The sequence below is a fragment of the Pseudomonas sp. MD195_PC81_125 genome (assembly GCF_014060985.1).
Classification (GTDB): domain Bacteria; phylum Pseudomonadota; class Gammaproteobacteria; order Pseudomonadales; family Pseudomonadaceae; genus Aquipseudomonas; species Aquipseudomonas parakoreensis.
This window is the reverse complement of the sequence record NZ_JABULD010000129.1, coordinates 1-20,988: the sequence shown is the minus strand read 5'-3', so window position 1 is coordinate 20,988 and position 20,988 is coordinate 1. Positions and strand designations below refer to the sequence as shown.

The 20,988-nt window shown below is 60.9% G+C and carries 13 protein-coding genes, 4 tRNA genes and 3 pseudogenes; 14 read left to right on the top strand and 6 right to left on the bottom strand.

Annotated elements, in window-relative coordinates; genetic code table 11:
- Positions 1–87 precede the first annotated feature (87 nt).
- Together HT737_RS05780 and HT737_RS05775 are read right to left on the bottom strand one after the other, a co-directional pair.
- Positions 88–534, bottom strand: a complete 447-nt coding sequence (locus tag HT737_RS05780; RefSeq protein WP_182401805.1) for a hypothetical protein — start codon at positions 532–534, stop codon at positions 88–90.
- A 110-nt stretch (positions 535–644) separates the two neighbouring features.
- Complete coding sequence (locus HT737_RS05775; protein ID WP_121186782.1) at positions 645–2,267, bottom strand: methyl-accepting chemotaxis protein; 1,623 nt, start codon at positions 2,265–2,267, stop codon at positions 645–647.
- Between the two features lie 276 nt (positions 2,268–2,543).
- On the opposite strand from HT737_RS05775, the gene HT737_RS05770 reads away from it, so the two are divergent.
- Positions 2,544–3,566: a transporter gene (locus HT737_RS05770; protein ID WP_182401803.1), complete on the top strand. Its 1,023-nt coding sequence runs from the start codon at positions 2,544–2,546 to the stop codon at positions 3,564–3,566.
- 249 nt (positions 3,567–3,815) lie between these two features.
- A pseudogene (locus tag HT737_RS05765) lies at positions 3,816–5,433 on the top strand (inorganic phosphate transporter).
- A gap of 117 nt (positions 5,434–5,550) precedes the next feature.
- Here HT737_RS05765 and HT737_RS05760 read toward each other — a convergent pair.
- Together HT737_RS05760 and HT737_RS05755 are read right to left on the bottom strand one after the other, a co-directional pair.
- A complete protein-coding gene (locus HT737_RS05760) occupies positions 5,551–7,041 on the bottom strand; it encodes an MDR family MFS transporter (protein WP_182401806.1) in 1,491 nt (496 codons plus the stop codon).
- A 49-nt stretch (positions 7,042–7,090) separates the two neighbouring features.
- Positions 7,091–8,141, bottom strand: a pseudogene (locus HT737_RS05755) (HlyD family secretion protein).
- A 229-nt stretch (positions 8,142–8,370) separates the two neighbouring features.
- Here HT737_RS05755 and gltX point away from each other — a divergent pair.
- The 10 genes and pseudogenes from gltX to HT737_RS05705 all read left to right on the top strand — a co-directional run bounded on the left by gltX (position 8,371) and on the right by HT737_RS05705 (position 14,392).
- Positions 8,371–9,852, top strand: a complete 1,482-nt coding sequence (gene gltX, locus HT737_RS05750) for a glutamate--tRNA ligase (RefSeq protein WP_047293199.1) — start codon at positions 8,371–8,373, stop codon at positions 9,850–9,852.
- Between the two features lie 259 nt (positions 9,853–10,111).
- Positions 10,112–10,187 (top strand) — tRNA-Ala (locus HT737_RS05745).
- Positions 10,188–10,266: 79 nt separating this feature from the next.
- Positions 10,267–10,342, top strand: a tRNA-Glu gene (locus HT737_RS05740).
- A gap of 53 nt (positions 10,343–10,395) precedes the next feature.
- Positions 10,396–10,471 (top strand) — tRNA-Ala (locus tag HT737_RS05735).
- A gap of 80 nt (positions 10,472–10,551) precedes the next feature.
- A tRNA-Glu gene (locus HT737_RS05730) sits at positions 10,552–10,627 on the top strand.
- Between the two features lie 181 nt (positions 10,628–10,808).
- Positions 10,809–11,348: a TetR/AcrR family transcriptional regulator gene (locus HT737_RS05725; protein ID WP_041066015.1), complete on the top strand. Its 540-nt coding sequence runs from the start codon at positions 10,809–10,811 to the stop codon at positions 11,346–11,348.
- Between the two features lie 30 nt (positions 11,349–11,378).
- Positions 11,379–12,213, top strand: a pseudogene (locus HT737_RS05720) (alpha/beta fold hydrolase).
- Positions 12,214–12,259: 46 nt separating this feature from the next.
- Positions 12,260–12,697 carry a thioesterase family protein gene (locus tag HT737_RS05715; RefSeq protein WP_182401801.1) on the top strand — a complete coding sequence of 146 codons (438 nt, stop codon included), beginning with the start codon at positions 12,260–12,262 and terminating at the stop codon, positions 12,695–12,697.
- 170 nt (positions 12,698–12,867) lie between these two features.
- Positions 12,868–13,827, top strand: coding sequence for a tRNA-dihydrouridine synthase (locus HT737_RS05710; RefSeq protein ID WP_182401799.1), 960 nt, complete (start codon positions 12,868–12,870; stop codon positions 13,825–13,827).
- A 121-nt stretch (positions 13,828–13,948) separates the two neighbouring features.
- Positions 13,949–14,392: an Hsp20 family protein gene (locus HT737_RS05705; RefSeq protein WP_047293206.1), complete on the top strand. Its 444-nt coding sequence runs from the start codon at positions 13,949–13,951 to the stop codon at positions 14,390–14,392.
- A gap of 48 nt (positions 14,393–14,440) precedes the next feature.
- On the opposite strand, the gene HT737_RS05700 is transcribed toward HT737_RS05705, so the two are convergent.
- Positions 14,441–17,719 (bottom strand): PAS domain S-box protein, encoded by a 3,279-nt coding sequence (locus tag HT737_RS05700; RefSeq protein WP_041066032.1) that lies wholly within the window; start codon positions 17,717–17,719, stop codon positions 14,441–14,443.
- A 68-nt stretch (positions 17,720–17,787) separates the two neighbouring features.
- Positions 17,788–18,678: a LysR family transcriptional regulator gene (locus HT737_RS05695; protein WP_041066034.1), complete on the bottom strand. Its 891-nt coding sequence runs from the start codon at positions 18,676–18,678 to the stop codon at positions 17,788–17,790.
- Between the two features lie 142 nt (positions 18,679–18,820).
- Between HT737_RS05695 and leuC the strand changes: the two genes are divergently transcribed.
- On the top strand, positions 18,821–20,239 hold the full coding sequence (gene leuC / locus HT737_RS05690) for a 3-isopropylmalate dehydratase large subunit (RefSeq protein ID WP_095668812.1): 1,419 nt from the start codon (positions 18,821–18,823) through the stop codon (positions 20,237–20,239).
- A 13-nt stretch (positions 20,240–20,252) separates the two neighbouring features.
- Positions 20,253–20,897 (top strand): 3-isopropylmalate dehydratase small subunit, encoded by a 645-nt coding sequence (gene leuD, locus HT737_RS05685; RefSeq protein WP_047293213.1) that lies wholly within the window; start codon positions 20,253–20,255, stop codon positions 20,895–20,897.
- Positions 20,898–20,988 lie beyond the last annotated feature (91 nt).

Below are 20,988 nucleotides of genomic sequence, written 5' to 3'. Positions count from 1 at the left end.
GGTCTGTCTGCCACATTTGAGGCGACTGGCACTGCGCCTTCGCGAGCAGGCTCGCTCCCACATTGGACCTTCAGTGCTCTTGAGAAATCAGGCCGACGTGCTGACCAACGACCCGGAGCTGCTCGATCCGGAATCCTGCAACGCCTGCAACAACGCCGCCGTCGCGGTCTGCAACGAAGCCGAGGTGCTGGAGATCTGCGACTCGGCGGAGGCCACGTCAGCCGCTTTGGCATCAGCGTCTTCCTGCTTGGCCTGAGCCGCTCGCAGCGCTTGCTGTTGCTCCTGCAATTGCTTTTGCAGCTCGGCGATCTGCTTGCGCAGTGCTTTCACCGAATCCGATTCACCGCTGCTGTCGGAACTGCTGTCGCCTGCCGGAGCCGCGCCCCCGCCGGCTGCGACTTTGCTGGTATCAACGCTGACGCCATTGCTGCCGGTTGCAGTGGTCGCGGTGTCGTCACTGGCGTCACTGATTTTGGTTTTGCTGGTGGCGGTGGTGATGGTCTGATTGATTGAAACAGAGGTGATGCTGACCATGGGCTGGCTCCAATGCCGGTTATAGATAACCGGCCATCGGCGGCACTCGCACGGATTTGAGATCGACTGTGTACCGACTCGGTAACCGAACCGGTACACGTCGGCGGACGTCAGGCGCTCAGGCGCGCGGTGACCTCATTGAGTTGCCCGGACAGGCCATGCAGATTCTGGCTGGCGCTTTCGGTGCGCTGCACGCTGTTGAGGTTGGTGCTGGCGATGGACGTGATCTCGGTCAGGTTGCGCGAGATGTCTTCGGCCACCGAGGTCTGCTCTTCGGCGGCGGTGGCGATCTGGCGGTTCATGTCGCGGATCGCTTCCACCGCATGGGTGATGCGCTCCAGCATCGCACCGGCCTGAGTCACTTGCTCGACGCTTTCGTCGCTGCGCGCCTGACCGCTTTCGATCGCTTGCGCAGCATCCACGGCACCGGTCTGCACGTTCTGAATGATCTGGTTGATCTCGATGATCGACTCGGCGGTACGCTGCGCAAGGTTGCGCACCTCATCGGCGACCACCGCGAAACCGCGTCCGGCCTCACCGGCCCGCGCCGCTTCAATCGCTGCGTTGAGCGCCAGCAGGTTGGTCTGTTCGGCGATGCCGCGAATCACTTCCAGCACCTTGCCGATGCGCCCGCTGTCGCTTTCCAGGCGACGAATCACTTCAGCGGTGTTGGCGATTTCGCCACGCATCCGGGTGATGGTGTGGATGGTGCCCTGCATGACCTTTTCACCCTGCTGGGCGGACTGGTCGGCATCGTCGGCAGCCCGCGCCGCATCCGCCGCATGCCGGGCGACTTCCTGGGCGGTGGCGGACATTTCGTTCATTGCCGTGGCCACCTGATCGGTACGGTTGAACTGCTCGTTGGTGCCGCCGGCCATGGTCGTGGCGATCGCATTCAGTTCGCCGCTGGCGCTGTCCAGATCACTGGCACTGCGTTGCAGGTGAGTGAAGGTTTCGGCGAGGAAATCGCGCAGGGTATTGGCGGCGGCCGCAAGGTTGCCCAACTCGTCCTGGCGGGCGTTGGCGACGCGTTCGGCAAGGCGCCCACGGCTCAACTGGGTGACGTAATCGATCAGTTTGCGGATCGGTTCGATCAGGTTGCGGTTGACCAGCCACAGGCTGAGCAAGCCGATCAGCAGACCGGAACCGAGCATCACCACAATTCCCAGCAGCACGGTGCTGTCGGCACTGGCGCTGATCTGCGCCGACTGTTCGGTGCCCTGCTTGCGCAGCTCGGCGACCAGTTCGCTCATCTGATCGCTGGTGGCGCGGTCCACGCCTTTGACGGCGCTGTCGCCAGCCGCTGGATCGGCACCGGCCGCGACGTAGGCATCGCGACCTTTCTGGTAGGCGCTGCCGAGTTGGCGGTGTTCTTCACGCAGGCGTTCGATGCGGGTTTTCAGCGCCGGCTCCAGGCCTTTCTGGCCGGCCAGTTCACCGAGAATGTTCTGCACATCGCGCTGACGATCTTCGAACTGGCTCCAGTATTTGGCCAGGTCCGCCGGTTGCTTGCCGCGCAGCAAGACGTTTTTCCACTCCTGCACCTGCACCTTGAATTGCAGGTTGGCCTCGTCGATCAATTGTGAGGTGTGCAAGGGGCCGGCGATCAACTGGCTGTAGTTCTGCACGCCATTGGACAGGAAATGAAAGCAGGCCAGTGCGATCAACAGCATCGCCAGCAGGCTGCCGCTCAGCAGGGCGAGAATTTGTGCTCTCAGGGATTTTTGCAGCATCGCGAGATACTCAGGACAGGGATGAGGCACGCCCGATAAGGCGTGGAATTTTGCCGGACATCCGTGTCGGCGAGCCTTGGCTCATGGCCAAGCGCGCGCAACGTAACCCAAGCGTGATCGGCGCACCAGAGCGCTTCTTGAAAGAAATCCGACCGCCGGTAAGGCATTGATCTGGCGTCACTTTATCGTCACACAAGTGTCATATCCGGTTGCGATGATGCGGCTCAGGTGAATCTGAAAACTCCACGCCAGACGCCCTCCTCGCAGCGAGCCTCCATGAACCACAGCCTCGACCTCAGTCATCGCGATCCTGATTTGTTCGGTCTGCTTTACGGCTTCCGTTTTCGTCCCGGTGAGCGTGGCCGCGAAGTCGATTCGGCGACCGCCCTGCGTTGCTTGCAAGACGACGGCGACCGTGATGAATTCCTCTGGCTGCACCTGAACCTGGCGCACGCCGCGTGTGAGCGCTGGATGAAAAGTCATCTGCAATTGCCCGAAGAGTTCTTCGAGGCGCTGCACGAAGGTTCGCGCTCGACGCGCATCGAGCACGTGGACTCGGCGTTGCTGGCAGTGGTCAACGACGTGGTGTTCAACCTCAGCAGCATGGTGTCTTCGGACGTGTCGACGCTGTGGGTCTGTGTGCGCAGCAAACTGATCGTCAGCGCACGCCTGCAACCGCTGCACTCGGTGGACAAACTGCGTTCGTCGGTGAAGGCCGGCGAATGCTTTCGCTCACCGTCGGAACTGCTGGTGCACCTGCTGCGCGATCAGGGCGAAGTGCTGACGCAGATCGTGCGCAAGACCAGCATGAGCGTCGATCAGGTCGAAGACGAATTACTCTCCTCGCGCCTGTCGACCAACCGCGCCGAACTCGGTGCCAACCGTCGGGTGCTGGTGCGCCTGCAACGCCTGTTGGCGCTGGAGCCGGGCTCCTTGCTGCGCTTGCTCAACCGGCCGCCGGCGTGGCTGCAGAAGGAGGACGTCAAGGAGCTGCGCAAGTCCACCGAGGAATTTGCGCTGATCATCAACGACCTCACCGCCCTCGGCGAGCGGATCAAACTGCTGCAGGAAGAAATCGCCGCCAACCTCAACGAACAGAGCAACCGCACGCTGTTCACCCTGACCGTGGTCACGGTGCTGGCGCTGCCGATCAACATCATCGCCGGCTTCTTCGGCATGAACGTCGGCGGCGTGCCGCTGGCGACGGATCCGGAAGGGTTCTGGATTCTGGTGGCGCTCGTGGCGACGTTTACCGTGATTGCCGGGCGCTGGGCGTTTCGCAAGCGCGGGGATTACTGACCACCGAACCTGATGTCCAGCACAGTTCCCCTGTGGGAGCGAGCTTGCTCGCGAAGACGGAATATCAGGCACCATCATTGTTGAATGACACACCGCTTTCGCGAGCAAGCTCGCTCCCACAGGGATCTGCTTCAGCCTTCAGATCAGTGGTGGAGCTAAAAACCCAAACACTGATCTATCGCAGTCTCTCTGTAATATTTAGCAACGATCATGACGAACAAACCTTCCCTCGCTCAGGATTGTCCGTTCATGGCTACTCCCTCCCTGACCGCCGCCCGCCCCACGTCCGCCCACGGCGGCCGGCCGGCACTTGATAAGAAACCCGGTCCGTTCACTTACGTGGTGTTCTTCGCGGTTCTGGCCATGGGCATGTTGTTCACCGCTTACAGCCTGATGCACGACATGCATGAGCTGGGCACCACCGTCACCACCTGGACCCCGTTCCTGTTGCTCGGCGTGGCGTTGCTGATTGCGCTGGGCTTCGAGTTCGTCAACGGTTTCCACGACACCGCCAACGCCGTCGCGACGGTGATCTACACCCATTCGCTGCCGCCGAACGTGGCGGTGGTCTGGTCGGGCTTCTTCAATTTCCTCGGGGTGCTGCTGTCCAGCGGCGCGGTGGCGTTCGGCATCATCGCCCTGCTGCCGGTGGAGCTGATTCTGCAGGTCGGTTCGTCCGCCGGTTTCGCGATGATCTTTGCCCTGCTGATCGCGGCAATTCTGTGGAACCTCGGCACCTGGTGGCTGGGCCTGCCGGCCTCCTCTTCCCACACGCTGATTGGCTCAATCATCGGCGTCGGCGTGGCCAATGCCCTGATGCACGGGCGCGACGGCACCAGCGGCGTGGACTGGGCGCAGGCCACCAAGATTGGTTACGCGCTGTTGCTGTCGCCGCTGGTGGGCTTCGGCTGCGCGGCGCTGTTGCTGCTGGCCATGCGCGCCTTCATCAAGAACCGCGCGCTGTACAAGGCGCCGCAAGGCAACAACCCGCCACCGTGGTGGATTCGCGGTTTGTTGATCGCCACCTGCACCGGTGTGTCTTTCGCCCACGGCTCCAACGACGGGCAGAAAGGCATGGGCCTGATCATGCTGATTCTGGTCGGCACCCTGCCCATGGCTTACGCCTTGAACCGCACCATGCCCGCCGATCAGGCGCTGCAGTTTGCCGCTGTCGCCGAAGTCACCCAGCAAGCGCTGGTGAAAAACACCCCGCTGCCAGCCCCGGTCGATCCGCGTCCGGTGCTCTCCGATTACGTGCGCAGCAAGCAAGCCACGCCCGCAACTGATCCCCGCCCTCGCCGCCCTGACCGGGCACATTGGCGAAGAGGTCAAAGGCTATGGTTCGCTGTCGAAAGTCCCGGCCGAAGCCATGGGCAACGTGCGCAACGACATGTACCTGGCCAGCGAAAGCATTCGCTTGATGGAGAAGAACAAGGTCGGCAACTTTGACGCCGACACCACGGACAAACTGCAGCTGTTCAAGCAGCAGATCGACAACGCCACGCGCTTTATTCCGTTGTGGGTGAAGATCGCCGTGGCCATCGCCTTGGGGCTGGGGACCATGGTCGGCTGGAAACGGATTGTGGTGACGGTCGGCGAAAAGATCGGCAAGACCCACCTGACCTACGCCCAGGGCGCCTCGGCGGAAACCGTGGCGATGCTGACCATTGGCGCGGCGGACATGTTCGGTTTGCCGGTCTCGACCACCCATGTGTTGTCGTCGGGCGTGGCCGGAACCATGGTCGCCAATGGCGGCGGTTTGCAGATGAAGACCATCCGCAATCTGCTGATGGCGTGGGTGCTGACGTTGCCGGCGGCGGTTCTGCTGTCGGGCAGCCTGTACTGGTTGTTCACCCAGATCTTCTGATCCCCACAAATCCTCTGTAGGAGCTGCGGCACGCTGCGATCTTTTTGATCTTGTTTTTTTACAATCAAAAAGCAAAAGATCGCAGCCTCCGGCAGCTCCTACAGGGTTGTGTTCAGTTTAATGCGCTTCCCCAGCCTTCAGCCCCTCTGGCAATTTTTTGGTCAACAAAATCGCCAACATGCTGATCCCCAGCGCTATCCCGACAAAGTGAAACGCGTCGTTGTAGGCCATGATCAGCGCCTGCTGATGGACGATCTCGCTCAACTTGCCCAACGCCGCCGTGTCACTGCCAAAGCGGTCGGTCATCGACGCCAGCCGCTCAGCCACTTGCGGATTGGTCGGCACCACCGCCTCGCGCAAATAATCGAAGTAAGTCTTGGTCCGTGCATCCAGCAGCGTGGCGAGCAGGGCAATGCCGATCGCACCGCCGAGGTTGCGCAGGATGTTGAACAGGCTCGATGCCGATCCCGCGTCCTGCGGCAGGATGTAAGCGGTGGCGATCAGCGAAATGGTCACCATGATCAGCGGCTGGCCCAGCGCCCGGATGATCTGGATTTGATTGAACTGCGGTCCGGCGAAATCCGGGTTGAGCACTCCCGACGAAAAACTCGCCAGCCCGAACAGTCCGAAGCCCAGGGTGCACAGCCACTTCGGTGAAACGAACTTCATCAGCTTCGGCACCAGCGGAATCAGGAACAGCTGCGGCACGCCCATCCACATGATCACTTCGCCGATTTGCAGGGCGTTGTAGTTTTGGATCTGCGCCAGGTACAGCGGCAGCAGATAAATCGAGCCATACAAGCCGACACCCATGCCCAGGCTGGAAATGCTCGACAGGCCGAAGTTGCGATTGCGCAGGATGCCGAGGTTGATCAGCGGGTTGGGTTTGGAGACCTGCACGATGACGAAGGTGATCAGGCTGAGGAGGGCGATGCTGCCGAGGGTCACGATCAGGTTCGATTCCAGCCAGTCCTTGCGGTGGCCCTCTTCAAGAAACACCTGCAGGCAACCGAGGCCGACACCGAGGGTGAGAATCCCGGTGTAGTCGGTGCTTTTCAGCAGTTTCCAGTGCGCTTCTTTCTTCTCCAGCCCGTACATCAGCCCGGCGATCATGATCAGCCCCGGCGGAATGTTGATGTAAAAAATGTATTCCCAGCCCCAGTTCTCCGTGAGCCAGCCGCCGAGGGTCGGGCCGATGGACGGAGCAAAGGTCGCGGTCATGGCGAACATCGCCATGCCTTTGGCGCGATGATGTTCGGGGAGTTTGATCAGGGTCAGGGTGAACGCCAGCGGGATCAGCGCGCCGCCGGTGAAACCCTGCATGGCGCGAAAGACAATCATGCTTTCGAGGCTCCAGGCCATCGAGCACAGCAACGATGACACCAGAAACCCCAGCGACACCCACACCGCCAGCCGTCGTGCCGAGAGCAACTGCACCAGCCACGCGGTCAGCGGAATCATGATGATCTCCGCGACCAGATAGGAGGTGGAAATCCACGAGCCTTCTTCCAGTGTCGCCGACAGCGCGCCCTGAATGTCCTTGAGCGAAGAGTTGGTGATCTGAATGTCGAGCACTGCCATGAAGGCGCCAAGCATCACGCTCATCACCGCGATCCAGTCCCGCCGGGTCGGTTCGCCGGCCGGGCGGATCAGTTGATCACCGGCCATTGTCTGGGGCGTCTTTGATGTTCACGGTGGCGGTGACCGACATGCCCGGACGGATCTTGCCATGCAACGGATTGTCAGCCTTGAACGTCAATTTCACCGGAATCCGCTGCACGACTTTGGTGAAGTTGCCGGTGGCGTTGTCCGGCGGCAACAGGCTGAACTGCGCACCCGAGGCGGCGAACAGACTGTCGACACGCGCCTCGATCGGCGTGTCGCTGTAGGCGTCGAAAGTCAGTTCGGCTTTTTTGGCCGGGGACCATGTGGCCGATCTGGGTTTCCTTGAAGTTGGCCTGCACCCAGATGTCTTCGTCCGGGACGATCGACAGCAGGTACGCGCCGGCCTGCACCACTTGGCCGTTGCGCGCGGCACGCTGGCCGACCATGCCGCTGATCGGCGCGTGGATATCGCTGCGGGTCAGGTTGAGTTCGGCCTGGGCCAGATCGGCGCGGGCGTTGGCGATCTGCGCGTCGAGACGTTTGATCTCGGCGGTCAGTGCGTTGACCTGCTGGCGCTGACTCTGCGCATCGGCCTGAGCCTTGGCCACTTGCGAGCGGGCGATATGGTTGTCGGCGGAGAGGGTGGTGACCCGTTCCTCGGACACAAAACCAGGCTTGCGCAGGGCTTCAGCGCGCGACAGATCTATCTGCGAACGACCCAGCGATGCCTGGGAGGCGGCCACTTGCGCGTCGCTGGCGGCGATCAGGCTCGATTGCTGAGTCAGTTTGCTTTGTGCCTGCAAGCGCTCGGCTTCGCGGGTGGCGAGGGCGGCGCTGGCGCGATCCACGGCCAGGCGGAAATCATTGGGTTCGAGGCGTACCAGCAACTGGCCTTTTTCCACGTGCTGGTTGTCCTGCACCAGCACTTCGTCGATGCGCGCGCTCAACTGGCTGGAGACGCGGGTGATCTCGCCCTGGACATAGGCATTGTCGGTGCTTTCATAAAAGCGTCCCTTGAAAAACCAATGGGCGAAGAAGCCCCCGGCAATCAACAGAACCAGCAGCAGGAAAACGAACAGGCGACGCTTGAGTTGGGCAGGCATGGGCAAACTGTAGTCGAGGAATTGTAAGGAAAGTTATCAGGGGGAGAATCTGGCACGAAGCCGATAAACGGTAAATGCTGTCGACCGATATTCGGCCATTCGCCACGCTCTATGGGCGTTCCAGCCGCAAACTTGGCTTAAATGCCCTGCCCGCTGGAGCGGGGCGGGTGTCGCCTGTTACCATTCGCCGCTTGATTGTTTTGCTTTTCATTTCTTTTCGAGACATGCCATGACCACCGTCCGCACTCGCATCGCGCCATCGCCTACCGGGGACCCCCACGTAGGTACCGCTTACATCGCATTGTTCAACTACTGCTTTGCCAAGCAGCATGGCGGTGAGTTCATCCTGCGCATCGAAGACACCGACCAGTTGCGTTCGACCCGCGAGTCCGAGCAGCAGATTTTCGACGCCCTGCGCTGGCTGGGGATCGACTGGAGCGAAGGCCCGGATGTCGGCGGCCCGCACGGCCCGTACCGGCAGAGCGAGCGTGGCGATATCTATCAGAAGTATTGCCAGCAACTGGTGGACATGGGCCACGCGTTCCCATGCTTCTGCACCGCTGAAGAACTGGACCAGATGCGCGCCGAACAAATGGCGCGCGGCGAAACCCCGCGTTACGACGGCCGCGCGCTGCTGTTGTCCAAGGAAGAAGTCGCGGCGCGTCTGGCCGCTGGCGAGCCGCACGTGATCCGTATGAAGGTGCCGACCGAAGGCGTCTGCGTGGTGCCGGACATGCTGCGCGGCGATGTCGAGATCCCGTGGGATCGCATGGACATGCAAGTGCTGATGAAGACCGACGGCCTGCCGACGTACTTCCTCGCCAACGTGGTCGACGACCACCTGATGGGCATCACCCATGTGCTGCGTGGCGAAGAATGGCTGCCGTCGGCGCCGAAACTGATCCTGCTCTACGAATACTTCGGCTGGGAACAACCGGAGCTGTGCTACATGCCGCTGCTGCGTAACCCGGACAAGAGCAAGCTGTCCAAACGCAAGAACCCGACCTCGGTGACCTTCTACGAGCGCATGGGCTTCATGCCGGAAGCAATGCTCAATTACCTCGGTCGCATGGGCTGGTCGATGCCGGACGAGCGCGAGAAGTTCTCGCTGCAGGAAATGGTCGACAACTTCGACCTCAAGCGTGTGTCCCTCGGCGGGCCGATCTTCGACATCGAGAAACTGTCGTGGCTCAACGGCCAGTGGCTGCGTGACCTGCCGGTGGAAGAGTTCGCCGCGCGTGTGCAGAAGTGGGCGTTCAATTCCGAATACATGATGAAGATCGCGCCGCACGTCCAGGGCCGCGTGGAAACCTTCAGCCAGGTTGCACCGTTGGCCGGGTTCTTCTTTGCCGGTGGTGTCAATCCGGATGCCAAGCTGTTCGAATCGAAGAAGCTTTCGGGCGATCAGGTGCGTCAGCTGATGCAGTTGATCCTGTGGAAGCTGGAAAGCCTGCGTCAGTGGGAGAAGGACAGCATCACCGCGACGATTCAGGCGGTAGTCGAATCCCTTGAGCTGAAGCTGCGTGACGCGATGCCGCTGATGTTTGCCGCGATCACCGGGCAGGCCAGTTCGGTGTCGGTACTCGATGCGATGGAAATCCTCGGCCCGGACCTGACCCGTTTCCGTCTGCGCCAGGCGATTGACCTGCTGGGCGGCGTGTCGAAGAAAGAAAACAAAGAGTGGGAAAAGCTGCTGGGCGCTATCGCCTAAGCACTTGTGATTCCCTGTAGGAGCTGCCGAAGGCTGCGATCTTTTGCTCTTGCTTCTAAAGACCAACGGCAAAAGATTGCAGCCTGCGCCAGCTCCTACAGGTCGGCGGCGTGCGTAAACCTCCCGGATTTTCGGGGGGAGGGCGGTAAGTGATTGTTATGCCGACAAAAAACTTTGAATTTTTTCAAAAAATAAGTTTGACAGGCTTTCGATACGCCCTTAAGATTCGCCCCGTCCTCAGCGATGACATCAACGATGAGGGGCTATAGCTCAGCTGGGAGAGCGCTTGCATGGCATGCAAGAGGTCGACGGTTCGATCCCGTCTAGCTCCACCAATTTACACTTCGAAGCCTGGCCACACCGGCTTCGAAGCGATCAACAATCAGCGTTGATCAGTTGTATGGAAGGGTTTGCGTCCCCTTCGTCTAGTGGCCTAGGACACCGCCCTTTCACGGCGGTAACAGGGGTTCGAGTCCCCTAGGGGACGCCAGTTTTACAGAAGCGATGTTGCAAGATGTCGCTCCGCCGCGAGGCGAAAAATCCGGGGCTATAGCTCAGCTGGGAGAGCGCCTGCATGGCATGCAGGAGGTCAGCGGTTCGATCCCGCTTAGCTCCACCAATTTTACAGTTCAAGGTCTGGCCACACCGGCTTGAATCAGATCAGATCTCAGCACTGATCAGCTGTATAGAAGGGTTTGTGTCCCCTTCGTCTAGTGGCCTAGGACACCGCCCTTTCACGGCGGTAACAGGGGTTCGAGTCCCCTAGGGGACGCCACGATTACCCGCTCTGCGGGATTTATAAGGGTCATTCAATTATTGAATGGCCCTTTTGTTTGTCTGGCGTTTGGCCAACTCTCCATTTTCCTTACACTGTGCTTCAGACCAGCGGTCATATCCTCGACTTGCAGAATATTATTATGCGAATAATATTCTAGGCGTAATATTCGGAGGCAACGATGAACGATAAAAAAGCTCAAACCCGCGAACGCATCCTCAAGGCTGCCAGCGCTGCGCTGATGCAGCGGGGTCCGGCGGATCCCAGCGTAGGCGAAGTGATGGGCGCCGCCGGCCTGACTGTTGGTGGTTTCTACGCGCACTTCGAAAGCAAGGACGCGATGATGCTCGAAGCGTTCAAGCAGCTGCTCAGCCGTCGACGCGACCTGATTGCCGACATGGACGCCGAGCTGACCGGCGAAGAGCGTCGCGCTCTGGTTGCTGCGTTCTATCTGTCGCGTAAGCATCGGGATTCCAGCGATGCTGCGTGCCCGATACCGGCTTCGATTGGCGAACTGGGGCGTCTGCCGGAATCCTTCCGCATCGCACTGAACGAACACCTGGAACTGATGATTGCGCAGTTGGCGTCCAGCCCCGAGGACACCGACAAGGCATTGGCCGATGTGGCGTTGATGGTGGGTGGTCTGGCGCTGGCACGCGCGCTGGGCCCGGGCGATTTATCCGATCGATTGCTGCGCGCTGCCAAGTCGGCGGTGCGTTGACCTGAAGGCAATACGCCTGAGGAGAGAGCGATGAACACGTTGAAGTGGGTTCGTGGCGTTAATGGCACCTTGGGCTGGATTGCACCAAAGCGGGTAGCGAGCAAAATGCGCGTAGCGTTCATGACGCCGCGCACGTTGCCGCTGCGCGATTGGGAGCTGCCGCTGCTGGCGAGCTCCGAACGCATCACTTTGCGCTTTGGCCTGTCGGCGCTGCGCTGGGGGCCAAGGCCCGGCGGTGCTGCTGATGCACGGCTGGGAAGGGCGACCCACGCAGTTTGCGGCGTTGATCACCGCGCTGGTCGAGGCCGGTTACACCGTCGTTGCCCTTGATGGTCCGGCTCATGGTCGTTCGCCGGGGCGTGAAGCCAACGTCGTACTGTTCGCCCGCGCCATGCTCGAAGCAGCCGCCGAACTGCCACCGCTGCAAGCCGTCATCGGCCACTCCATGGGCGGCGCCAGTGCCATGCTCGCGGTCCAATTGGGGCTGCGTACCGAAACCCTGGTCAGCATCGCGGCGCCCGCACGGATCCTTGGAGTGTTGCGTGGTTTCGCCCGCTATGTCGGCATGCCGCCGCGAGCGCGCTCGGCGTTCATCCGTCAGGTCGAGCAGGACGTCGGCATGCGCGCCGCCACCCTCGATGTCGCGCACTATCAATTGGATATGCCGGGCCTGATCGTGCATGCCGAGGATGACAATTTCGTCCCGGTCAAGGAATCGCAATTGATCCACGAGTCCTGGTTCGACAGTCGCCTGTTGCGCCTGGAAAGCGGCGGTCACCAGCGTGTACTGGCCGACCCTCGGGTGGTTGATGGCGTGTTATCACTGTTGGCGGGGCGCAGCCTTCAAGCGCGGCAATCGGCCTGACATCCGTTACACTGCCCCGGTTGAATAATCTGACCGGGAGTGGGGCATGGGCTGGGATCGGGCAACGCCGTTCACCATTGATCTGCAAGTAGGCGCCGAGGACATCGACGGGTTGGGCCACGCCAACAACGCGGTGTACGTGACCTGGCTCGAACGCTGCGCCTGGCGTCACTCGCAGCGTCTGGGGCTGGATCTGGTCGAGTACCGGCGCCTGGATCGGGCGATGGCCGTGGTGCGGCACGAAATCGATTACCTGGCGGCGGCCTACGAAGGCGACGAGCTGCAACTGGCAACCTGGATCGTCGATTGGGATCAGCGCCTGAAAATGACCCGGCACTTCCAGCTGATCCGCCCCAGCGACAACGCCACCCTGTTGCGCGCCCAGACCACCTTCGTCTGCATCGAACTGTCCACCGGCAAGCCCAAGCGCATGCCGGCAGAGTTCATCGAGGGTTACGGCCCGGCGATCCAGTTCCCAGCCTGACCCAATCCCTGTAGGCGCTGCCGAAGGCTGCGATCTTTTGATTGTGATCCTTAAAAAATCAAAAGTCAAAAGATCGCAGCCTGCGGCAGCTCCTACAGGTGGTCGTGGGTTTAACCTGCTTAATCCAGTAAACTGCCGCACGTTTTTTCTTCCTGAGTAGTGTGTTCCCCATGCAAATTGCCCTGGCGCCCATGGAGGGGTTGGTCGACGACATCCTGCGCGACGTGCTGACCCGCGTTGGCGGCATCGACTGGTGCGTGACCGAATTCATTCGGGTCAACGATCAGCTGCTCACCCCGGCTTATTTCCACAAGTTCGGCCCGGAGCTGCTCAACGGCGCCCGCACCCGTTCCGGCGTGCCGCTGCGCGTGCAATTGTTGGGTTCCGATCCGGTGTGCCTGGCGGAAAACGCGGCGCTGGCCTGCGAGCTCGGCTCGGAAGTCATCGACCTGAACTTCGGCTGCCCGGCCAAGACCGTCAACAAATCGCGGGGCGGGGCGGTGCTGCTCAAGGAGCCGGAACTGCTCAACAGCATTGTCGAGCACGTGCGTCGCGCCGTGCCGGCACACATCCCGGTCACCGCGAAGATGCGCCTGGGTTTCGACAGCCCGGATGGCTCGCTGGTCTGCGCCACCGCGCTGGCCGAGGGCGGCGCCGAACACATCGTGGTGCATGCCCGTACCAAGGTCGATGGCTACAAGCCGCCGGCGCATTGGGAGTGGATTCCGCGGGTGCAGGACGTGGTCAAGGTGCCGGTGTTCGCCAACGGTGATATCTGGAGCGTCGAGGACTGGCGCCGCTGCCGCGAGATCAGCGGCGTCGAAGACATCATGCTCGGACGCGGTCTGGTATCGCGCCCGGATCTTGCCAGGCAGATCGCCGCCGCGCGCGCTGGTGAAGACGTGGTCGAGATGAGCTGGACCGAGCTGCTGCCGCTGATTCAGGACTTCTGGCTGCAAGCCAAGGCGCAGATGACCGCACGCCAATCGCCGGGTCGCTTGAAGCAGTGGCTGGCGATGCTGACGCGCAATTATCCCGAGGCTACCGAGCTGTTTACTGTGCTGCGTCGCGAGACAGAACCGGACCAGGTCTCGCGTTTACTGGGTTTGCCGGTCGCCGAAGCGGCCTGAAAAAAATCTTCAAATACTCTCTTGAAATCATTTTGGCGGTCCCTATCTAAGGGTTACGCGATGCCGAATTCGGGTCGCGGAGACACAAAAACTTGCTGATTGTTTTCAGGAGATTTGAACCATGAGTACTGCATTTTCCCTGGCACCACTGTTCCGTTCTTCGGTGGGTTTCGACCGTTTCAACGACCTGTTCGAAACCGCTCTGCGCAACGAGCCAGGCAGCACCTACCCACCCTACAACGTGGAAAAACACGGTGACGATCAATACCGCATCGTCGTGGCGGCCGCCGGTTTCCAGGAAGAAGACCTGGAGCTGCAAGTCGAGAAGGGTGTGCTGACCATCAGTGGCGGCAAGCGTGATGTCAACGAAGGCGTGACCTTCCTGCATCAAGGCATTGCCCAGCGGGCTTTCAAGCTGTCCTTCCGCCTGGCTGATCACATCGAGATCAAGGCCGCCGATCTGAGCAACGGTCTGCTGAGCATCGACCTGTTGCGGGTGATCCCGGAAGAAGCGAAAGCCAAGCGCATCCCGATCAACGGAGCGCAAAAGCCGGTTCTGCAATAAGACCGAGCAATAAAAAAGGGCGCCACTGGCGCCCTTTTTTTGTGCCCGTCATTCGAGCATCTTTTTCAACGCTTCCAGTGCCACCGGCCGACTGTGCAGGTAGCCCTGATACAAATGGCAGCCGAGCCCTTGCAGGAACGCCAGTTGCTCCGGCGTCTCCACGCCTTCGGCAATCACCTCCAGTTCCAGGCTGCGGGCCATGGCGACGATGGCGCGGATGATCTCGGCGTCGTTGGGGTCGGTGGTTGCGTCGCGGATGAACGACTGGTCGATTTTCAGAGTATCGACCGGCAGGCGTTTGAGGTAAGTCAGCGATGAATAGCCGGTGCCGAAATCGTCCATGGCGAAGCTCACACCGAGCTTTTTCAGGCGACGCATTTTGCTAATGGTGTCTTCCAGGTTCTGGATGACGATGCCTTCGGTGATCTCCAGTTTCAGCAGCGAGCAGGGCAGGCCGTGGCTGCTCATGCTGTGTTCGATACGTTCGACGAAGTCGTTCTGGCGGAACTGCCGTGGGCTGATGTTCACGCACAGGCTGAAGTTGAGCGGGTCGACCAGTTTCAGCGCGATCAATTGTTTGAACGCCTCGCAGGCTTCATCGAGAATCCAGGTGCCGACTTCCAGAATCAGACCGCTGTCTTCCAGTACCTTGATGAATTCGGTGGGCGATTGCGCGCCGAGTTCCGGGTGGTTCCAGCGCACCAGCGCTTCGGCACCGATGATGCGGTTGTCCTGCGCGTCGACCTGCGGCTGGTAATGCACGTTGAACTCGCCGCGCGACAACGCCAGGCGCAGATCGGTCTCCATGCGCAACCGCTCGCTGGCCGCTTTCTGCATGGTGTTGTGGTACATCTGCGTGGTGTTGCGCCCGGAGTCCTTGGCCCGGTAAAGGGCAATGTCGGCGCGCTTGAGCAGGTCGGTCGGGGTCGAGCCGTGGTCGGGAATCAGCGCCACGCCGATACTCGGTGTCACTTGCAGGCGCTGGCCGTCGAGGAACATCGGCTCCGACAGCAGCTCGCGAATGGTGTCGGCCAGCTCGCGCACTTGCGCGCTGACCTCGTTGCGCGTGCCTTCGAGACCGCTGAGCAGTACCACGAATTCATCGCCGCCGAGACGCGCCACCGTGTCCTCCATGCGCACGCTGGCTTCGAGCCGTGCGGTGATGATTTTCAGCACCGTATCGCCGACCGGATGGCCCAGCGAGTCGTTGATGTGCTTGAAGTGGTCAAGGTCGAGGAACAGCAGCGCACCGCGCAGGTTGTGGCGCTTGAGCAGGGCGATCTGCTGGCTCAGGCGATCCATCAGCAAGGCGCGGTTGGGCAGGTTGGTGAGCGGGTCGTGATAGGCCAGGTGGCGGATCTGCGCCTCGGCATTTTTCAGCAGGCTGACGTCGCGCGCGGTCAGCAGCAGGCACGCGGTTTCGTTGAGGGTGATCGGTTCGATCGACACCTCCACCGTCAGCAACTCGCCGCGCTTGTTGCGTCCGAGCATTTCCTGGTGATGCACGCGGCCCTTGATCTGCAGTTCGGCGAGCAGCGCCGAGCGTTGTTTCTCTTCGGCCCAGATGCCGATCTGATACACAGTCTTGCCCACCACCTCGTCAGCGCGATAGCCGGTCAGGCGGCAGAAACCGTCGTTGACCTCCAGATAGCGCCCGGTGTCGCGCTCGGTGATGGTGATCGCGTCGGGGCTGGAGTGAAACGCCTTGGCGAATTTCTCTTCGCTGGCCTTGAGCGCGGCCTCGGAGCGCTGCTGTTGGGTGATGTCGCGCAGGGTGGTGACGATGCATGGCTGATTGCCGACGCTGATCTGCCGACTGGAAATCACACACGTTAGCGACTGGCCGTCCTTGTGCTGGACGATGATCGCGACATTGCTCAGGCCCTGTTCGCGGATGACGCGTTCGATGCGTTGCAGGCTCTTTGCCGAGGCGTCCCACAGGCCGATGTCTTCGGCGGTGCGTCCGATCACGTCGGCGGCGCTCCAGCCGAAAGTCTGGGTGAAGCTGTTGTTGATTTCGATGAACTCGCCGCTGTCCTGACGGGTCACGCAGATCGGGTCCGGACTGACCTGAAACAATGTCGCGAATTTTTCTTCCGAGGCGACCAGACGTTGCTCGCGCTCGACCTGATCGGTGATGTCCAGCAAGGTCCCGGCCATGCGCAGCGGCGCGCCGTTTTCGTCGCGATAGAGGCGGGCGCGGCTTTCCAGATAGCGTGAGCTGCCGTCGGGCAGTTGCACGCGATAAGTCAGCTGATAGTTGCCGGCCGGGCCTTCGCGCAGGCTGCGGTAGGCGTCGCGCATGCTGTCGCGCTCTTCGCCGGGCACGCCTTCGAAAAACTCTTCGAATGACTCGTGAAACGGAATCGGTTCCAGCCCGTGCAACTGCGCGGCCCGCGCCGAACCGTAGAGCATGCCGCTGGGAATGTGCCAGTCCCAAGTGCCGAGCTGCGCCGAATCCAGCGCCAGATCAAGGCGTTCCTGGCTGTCTTTCAAGGCGTGTTCGGCAGCTTTGCGCTCGGTGGTGTCGAGGAACGTGCTGAGCAGATACGGCTGGCCTTCGAGCTCGACCTTTTGCGCGCTGAGAATGCCGTCATGGATCTGCCCGTTGCTGGCGCGAAACTGCACTTCCATGCTGACCAGTTCGCCTTTGGCCTTGGTCTTTTTCACCAGTTCGGCACGTTGTTCGGGGTGTACCCACAGGCCCAGCTCCAGGGTGGTGCGGCCAATGGCGCTCTGCACCGGCCAACCGAACAGGCTTTCGAAATACTGGTTGGCCTCGCTGATCAGGCCGTCTTCCTGGCGCGTCAGCAACACCATGTTCGGGCACAGATGAAAGAGTGTGGCGAAACGTTTCTCCGAGCTGCTGAGGGCCTGTTCGCGTTGACGTTGGTGGGTGATTTCGCGAATCACCCCGATCATTCGGGGACGGCCGTTTTTGTCCGGCAGCAGGCTGCCGCTGATTTCCAGCCAGTGCAGGCTGCCGTCGGGCCAGCGGATGCGGTGGTGCATCGCCTGTTCCAGCGGCGCGCCGGCAATCACCGCGTGGAAGGCGCGCACGGTTTTCGCCCGGTCTTCGGGTGGCAGCAGGTCGAGGTATTCGAGGTCTTGGGGCAGCGGTTGCCGTGGATCGAAACCGAACAGCGCCTGAGTGCCCCGTGACCAACTGATCTGACCACGCTCGATGTCCCAATACCAGGCGCCGAGCCGGGCGCCGTTGAGTGCGGCGAGCAGTTGCGGCGCACTCTCCCAGCTCTGCTCGGAACGTCGCGGATCAATGGCCTGAATACGCGGCATCGGCGGAATTCGGTCAACAGATTTCGGCATTGTTAACGGGCCTTGAGCTGATGGTGGCGTTAGGCACAGGGACAGCGGCTCTATAGGAGTAGCACAAGTTAGCCTGGAGTCCCTGGCAGATCGATTTGCGCATCCAGCAAGGCCATGAAAGCCCTTGCCGCATTCGACAGCGTCCGTTCGGTGTGCACGATATAGCCTAGCTGGCGACTGAGCTGTATGCCCGGCAAAGGTATGCGCGCCACCTGTTCGTCAAGCATGGTACGGGGCAGAACACTCCAGGCCAGTCCAATGGACACCATCATCTTGATGGTTTCCAGGTAGTTGGTGCTCATGGCGATGTTCGGCGTCAGCCCTTGGGCTTCGAACAAGCGTTGGACAATGTGATGAGTAAAGGTGTTGCCGCCGGGAAAAACCGCCGGATGACCGGCAACGTCCGCCAGGCTCACGGCGCCATTGCTGATCAGCGAATGCTCCGGCGCTACCACGAAATCCAGCGGGTCGTCCCACACCGGCGTGGCTTTGACCAGTGTGTGCGGCTCCGGGGCCAGAGTGATCACCGCCAGCTCGGCGCGGCCGTGGAGAATTTCTTCGTAGGCCACTTCCGAATCGAGGAACTGAATATCCAGCGCCACTTGTGGGTAGCGGCGGGTGAATTCCCTCAAGAGTGGCGGCAAACGGTGCAGGCCGATGTGGTGACTGGTGGCCAGGGTCAGGCGACCGCTGACTTCACCGGTCAGGTTGGTCAGGGCGCGACGGGTGTCGTCCAGCACGTTGAGAATCTGGTACGCCCGGGGCAGCAGAGCGCGGCCGGCTTCGGTCAGGCCGACTTCACGACCCAGGCGGTCGAACAGCCGCACGTTCAATTGTTGCTCCAGCCCGGCGATGCGTTTGCTGATCGCCGGTTGGGTCAGATGCAGGCGTTCCCCGGCGCCGGAGAAGCTGCCAGTCTCGGCGATAGCGATAAACGCATTGAGGTTGGCCAGATCCATGGTTTGTATTCCAGTTGGTTATCCAAAGCATAAAAAAATATGAATTTGAGTTATTTAATGTAACCCCATAGGATCGGCCTCACAAGCCAAAGGGTTATTGATAAGCCCAGGGCATAGAAACAAGCTGATGAGGAACCGTCTGATGGCCGGCAAAACGCTCTACGACAAGCTCTGGGATTCGCATTTGGTCAAGCAGCGCGACGATGGCTCGGCGCTGATCTATATCGATCGTCACATCATCCACGAAGTGACCTCGCCGCAAGCCTTCGAAGGCCTGCGTCTGGCCGGGCGCAAGCCGTGGCGCATCGATGCCAACATCGCGACCCCGGACCACAACGTACCGACCACGCCAGAACGCAAGGGCGGCATCACGGCCATTGCCGACCAGGTCTCGCGTTTGCAGGTTCAGACCCTCGATGACAACTGTGATGAGTACGGTATCGTCGAGTTCAAGATGAACGACATCCGTCAGGGCATCGTCCACGTGATCAGCCCGGAGCAGGGCGCAACCTTGCCGGGCATGACCGTGGTCTGCGGCGACTCGCACACCTCGACCCACGGTGCCTTCGGTGCCTTGGCGCACGGGATCGGCACATCCGAGGTCGAGCACGTGCTCGCCACCCAGTGCCTGGTCGCCAAGAAGATGAAAAACATGCTGGTGCGCGTCGAGGGCCAGTTGCCGTTCGGCGTGACCGCCAAGGACATCGTCCTCGCGGTGATCGGCAAGATCGGCACCGCCGGCGGTAACGGCCATGCCATCGAATTCGCCGGCAGCGCGATTCGTGATCTGTCCGTCGAAGGCCGCATGACCATCTGCAACATGTCCATCGAAGCCGGCGCCCGCGTGGGTCTGGTGGCAGCGGATGAAAAGACCGTCGAGTACGTCAAGGGCCGTCCGTTTGCGCCGAAAGGCGCGCAGTGGGATCAGGCGGTTGAAGCCTGGAAAGACCTGGTCTCCGACGCCGATGCCAAGTTCGACACCGTGGTTGAACTCGACGCTGCGCAGATCAAGCCGCAAGTCAGCTGGGGCACCTCGCCTGAAATGGTCTTGGCCGTTGATCAGAACGTGCCGGATCCGGCCAAAGAGATGGATCTGGTCAAGCGCGACTCGATCGTCCGCGCCTTGAAGTACATGGGTTTGAGCGCCAATCAGGCGATCACCGACATTCAGCTGGATCGCGTGTTCATCGGCTCCTGCACCAACTCGCGCATCGAAGACTTGCGCGCTGCAGCCGTGATTGCCAAGGGCCGCAAAGTCGCTTCGACGATCAAGCAGGCCATCGTGGTGCCGGGCTCGGGTCTGGTGAAGGCGCAGGCGGAGGCCGAAGGTCTCGACAAGATCTTCCTCGAAGCCGGTTTTGAGTGGCGTGAGCCGGGTTGCTCGATGTGCCTGGCGATGAACCCGGACCGTTTGGAGTCCGGCGAGCATTGCGCTTCGACCTCCAACCGTAACTTCGAAGGCCGTCAGGGTGCCGGTGGTCGTACCCACCTCGTGAGCCCGGCCATGGCCGCTGCGGCGGCGGTGAACGGTCGTTTCATCGACGTTCGTGAATTGATCTGAAGGAGAGCGCAGCATGAAAGCTTTTACCCAGCACACTGGTCTTGTCGCGCCTCTGGATCGTGCCAACGTCGACACCGACCAGATCATTCCCAAGCAGTTCTTGAAATCGATCAAGCGCACCGGTTTCGGCCCGAACCTGTTCGACGAGTGGCGTTACCTGGATGTCGGCCAGCCGTATCAGGACAACTCCAAGCGCCCGTTGAACAAGGACTTCGTGCTCAATGCCGAGCGTTATCAAGGCGCCAGCGTGTTGCTGGCCCGTGAGAACTTCGGTTGCGGTTCCAGCCGTGAACACGCCCCGTGGGCGCTGGAAGAATACGGTTTCCGCAGCATCATCGCGCCGAGCTACGCCGACATCTTCTTTAACAACAGCTTCAAGAACGGCTTGCTGCCGATCATTCTGAGCGACGCTGAAGTCGATGAACTGTTCAAGCAGGTCGAGGCCGCGCCGGGCTATCAGTTGCAGATCGATCTGCACGAGCAGACCGTGACCAGCCCGAACGGCAAGGTGTACCACTTCGAGATCGACGCGTTCCGCAAGCATTGCCTGCTCAATGGTCTGGATGATATCGGCCTGACCTTGCAGGACGGCGATGCGATTGCCGCGTTCGAGGCCAAGCATCGCGTGAGCCAGCCGTGGTTGTTTCGCGACGCGTGATGATTCGAAGCTGATGTAGTCAGAGCTGGCCCCATCGCTGGCAAGCCAGCTCCCACAGGTTTTGTGAACGCTGCAAATCAATGTGGGAGCT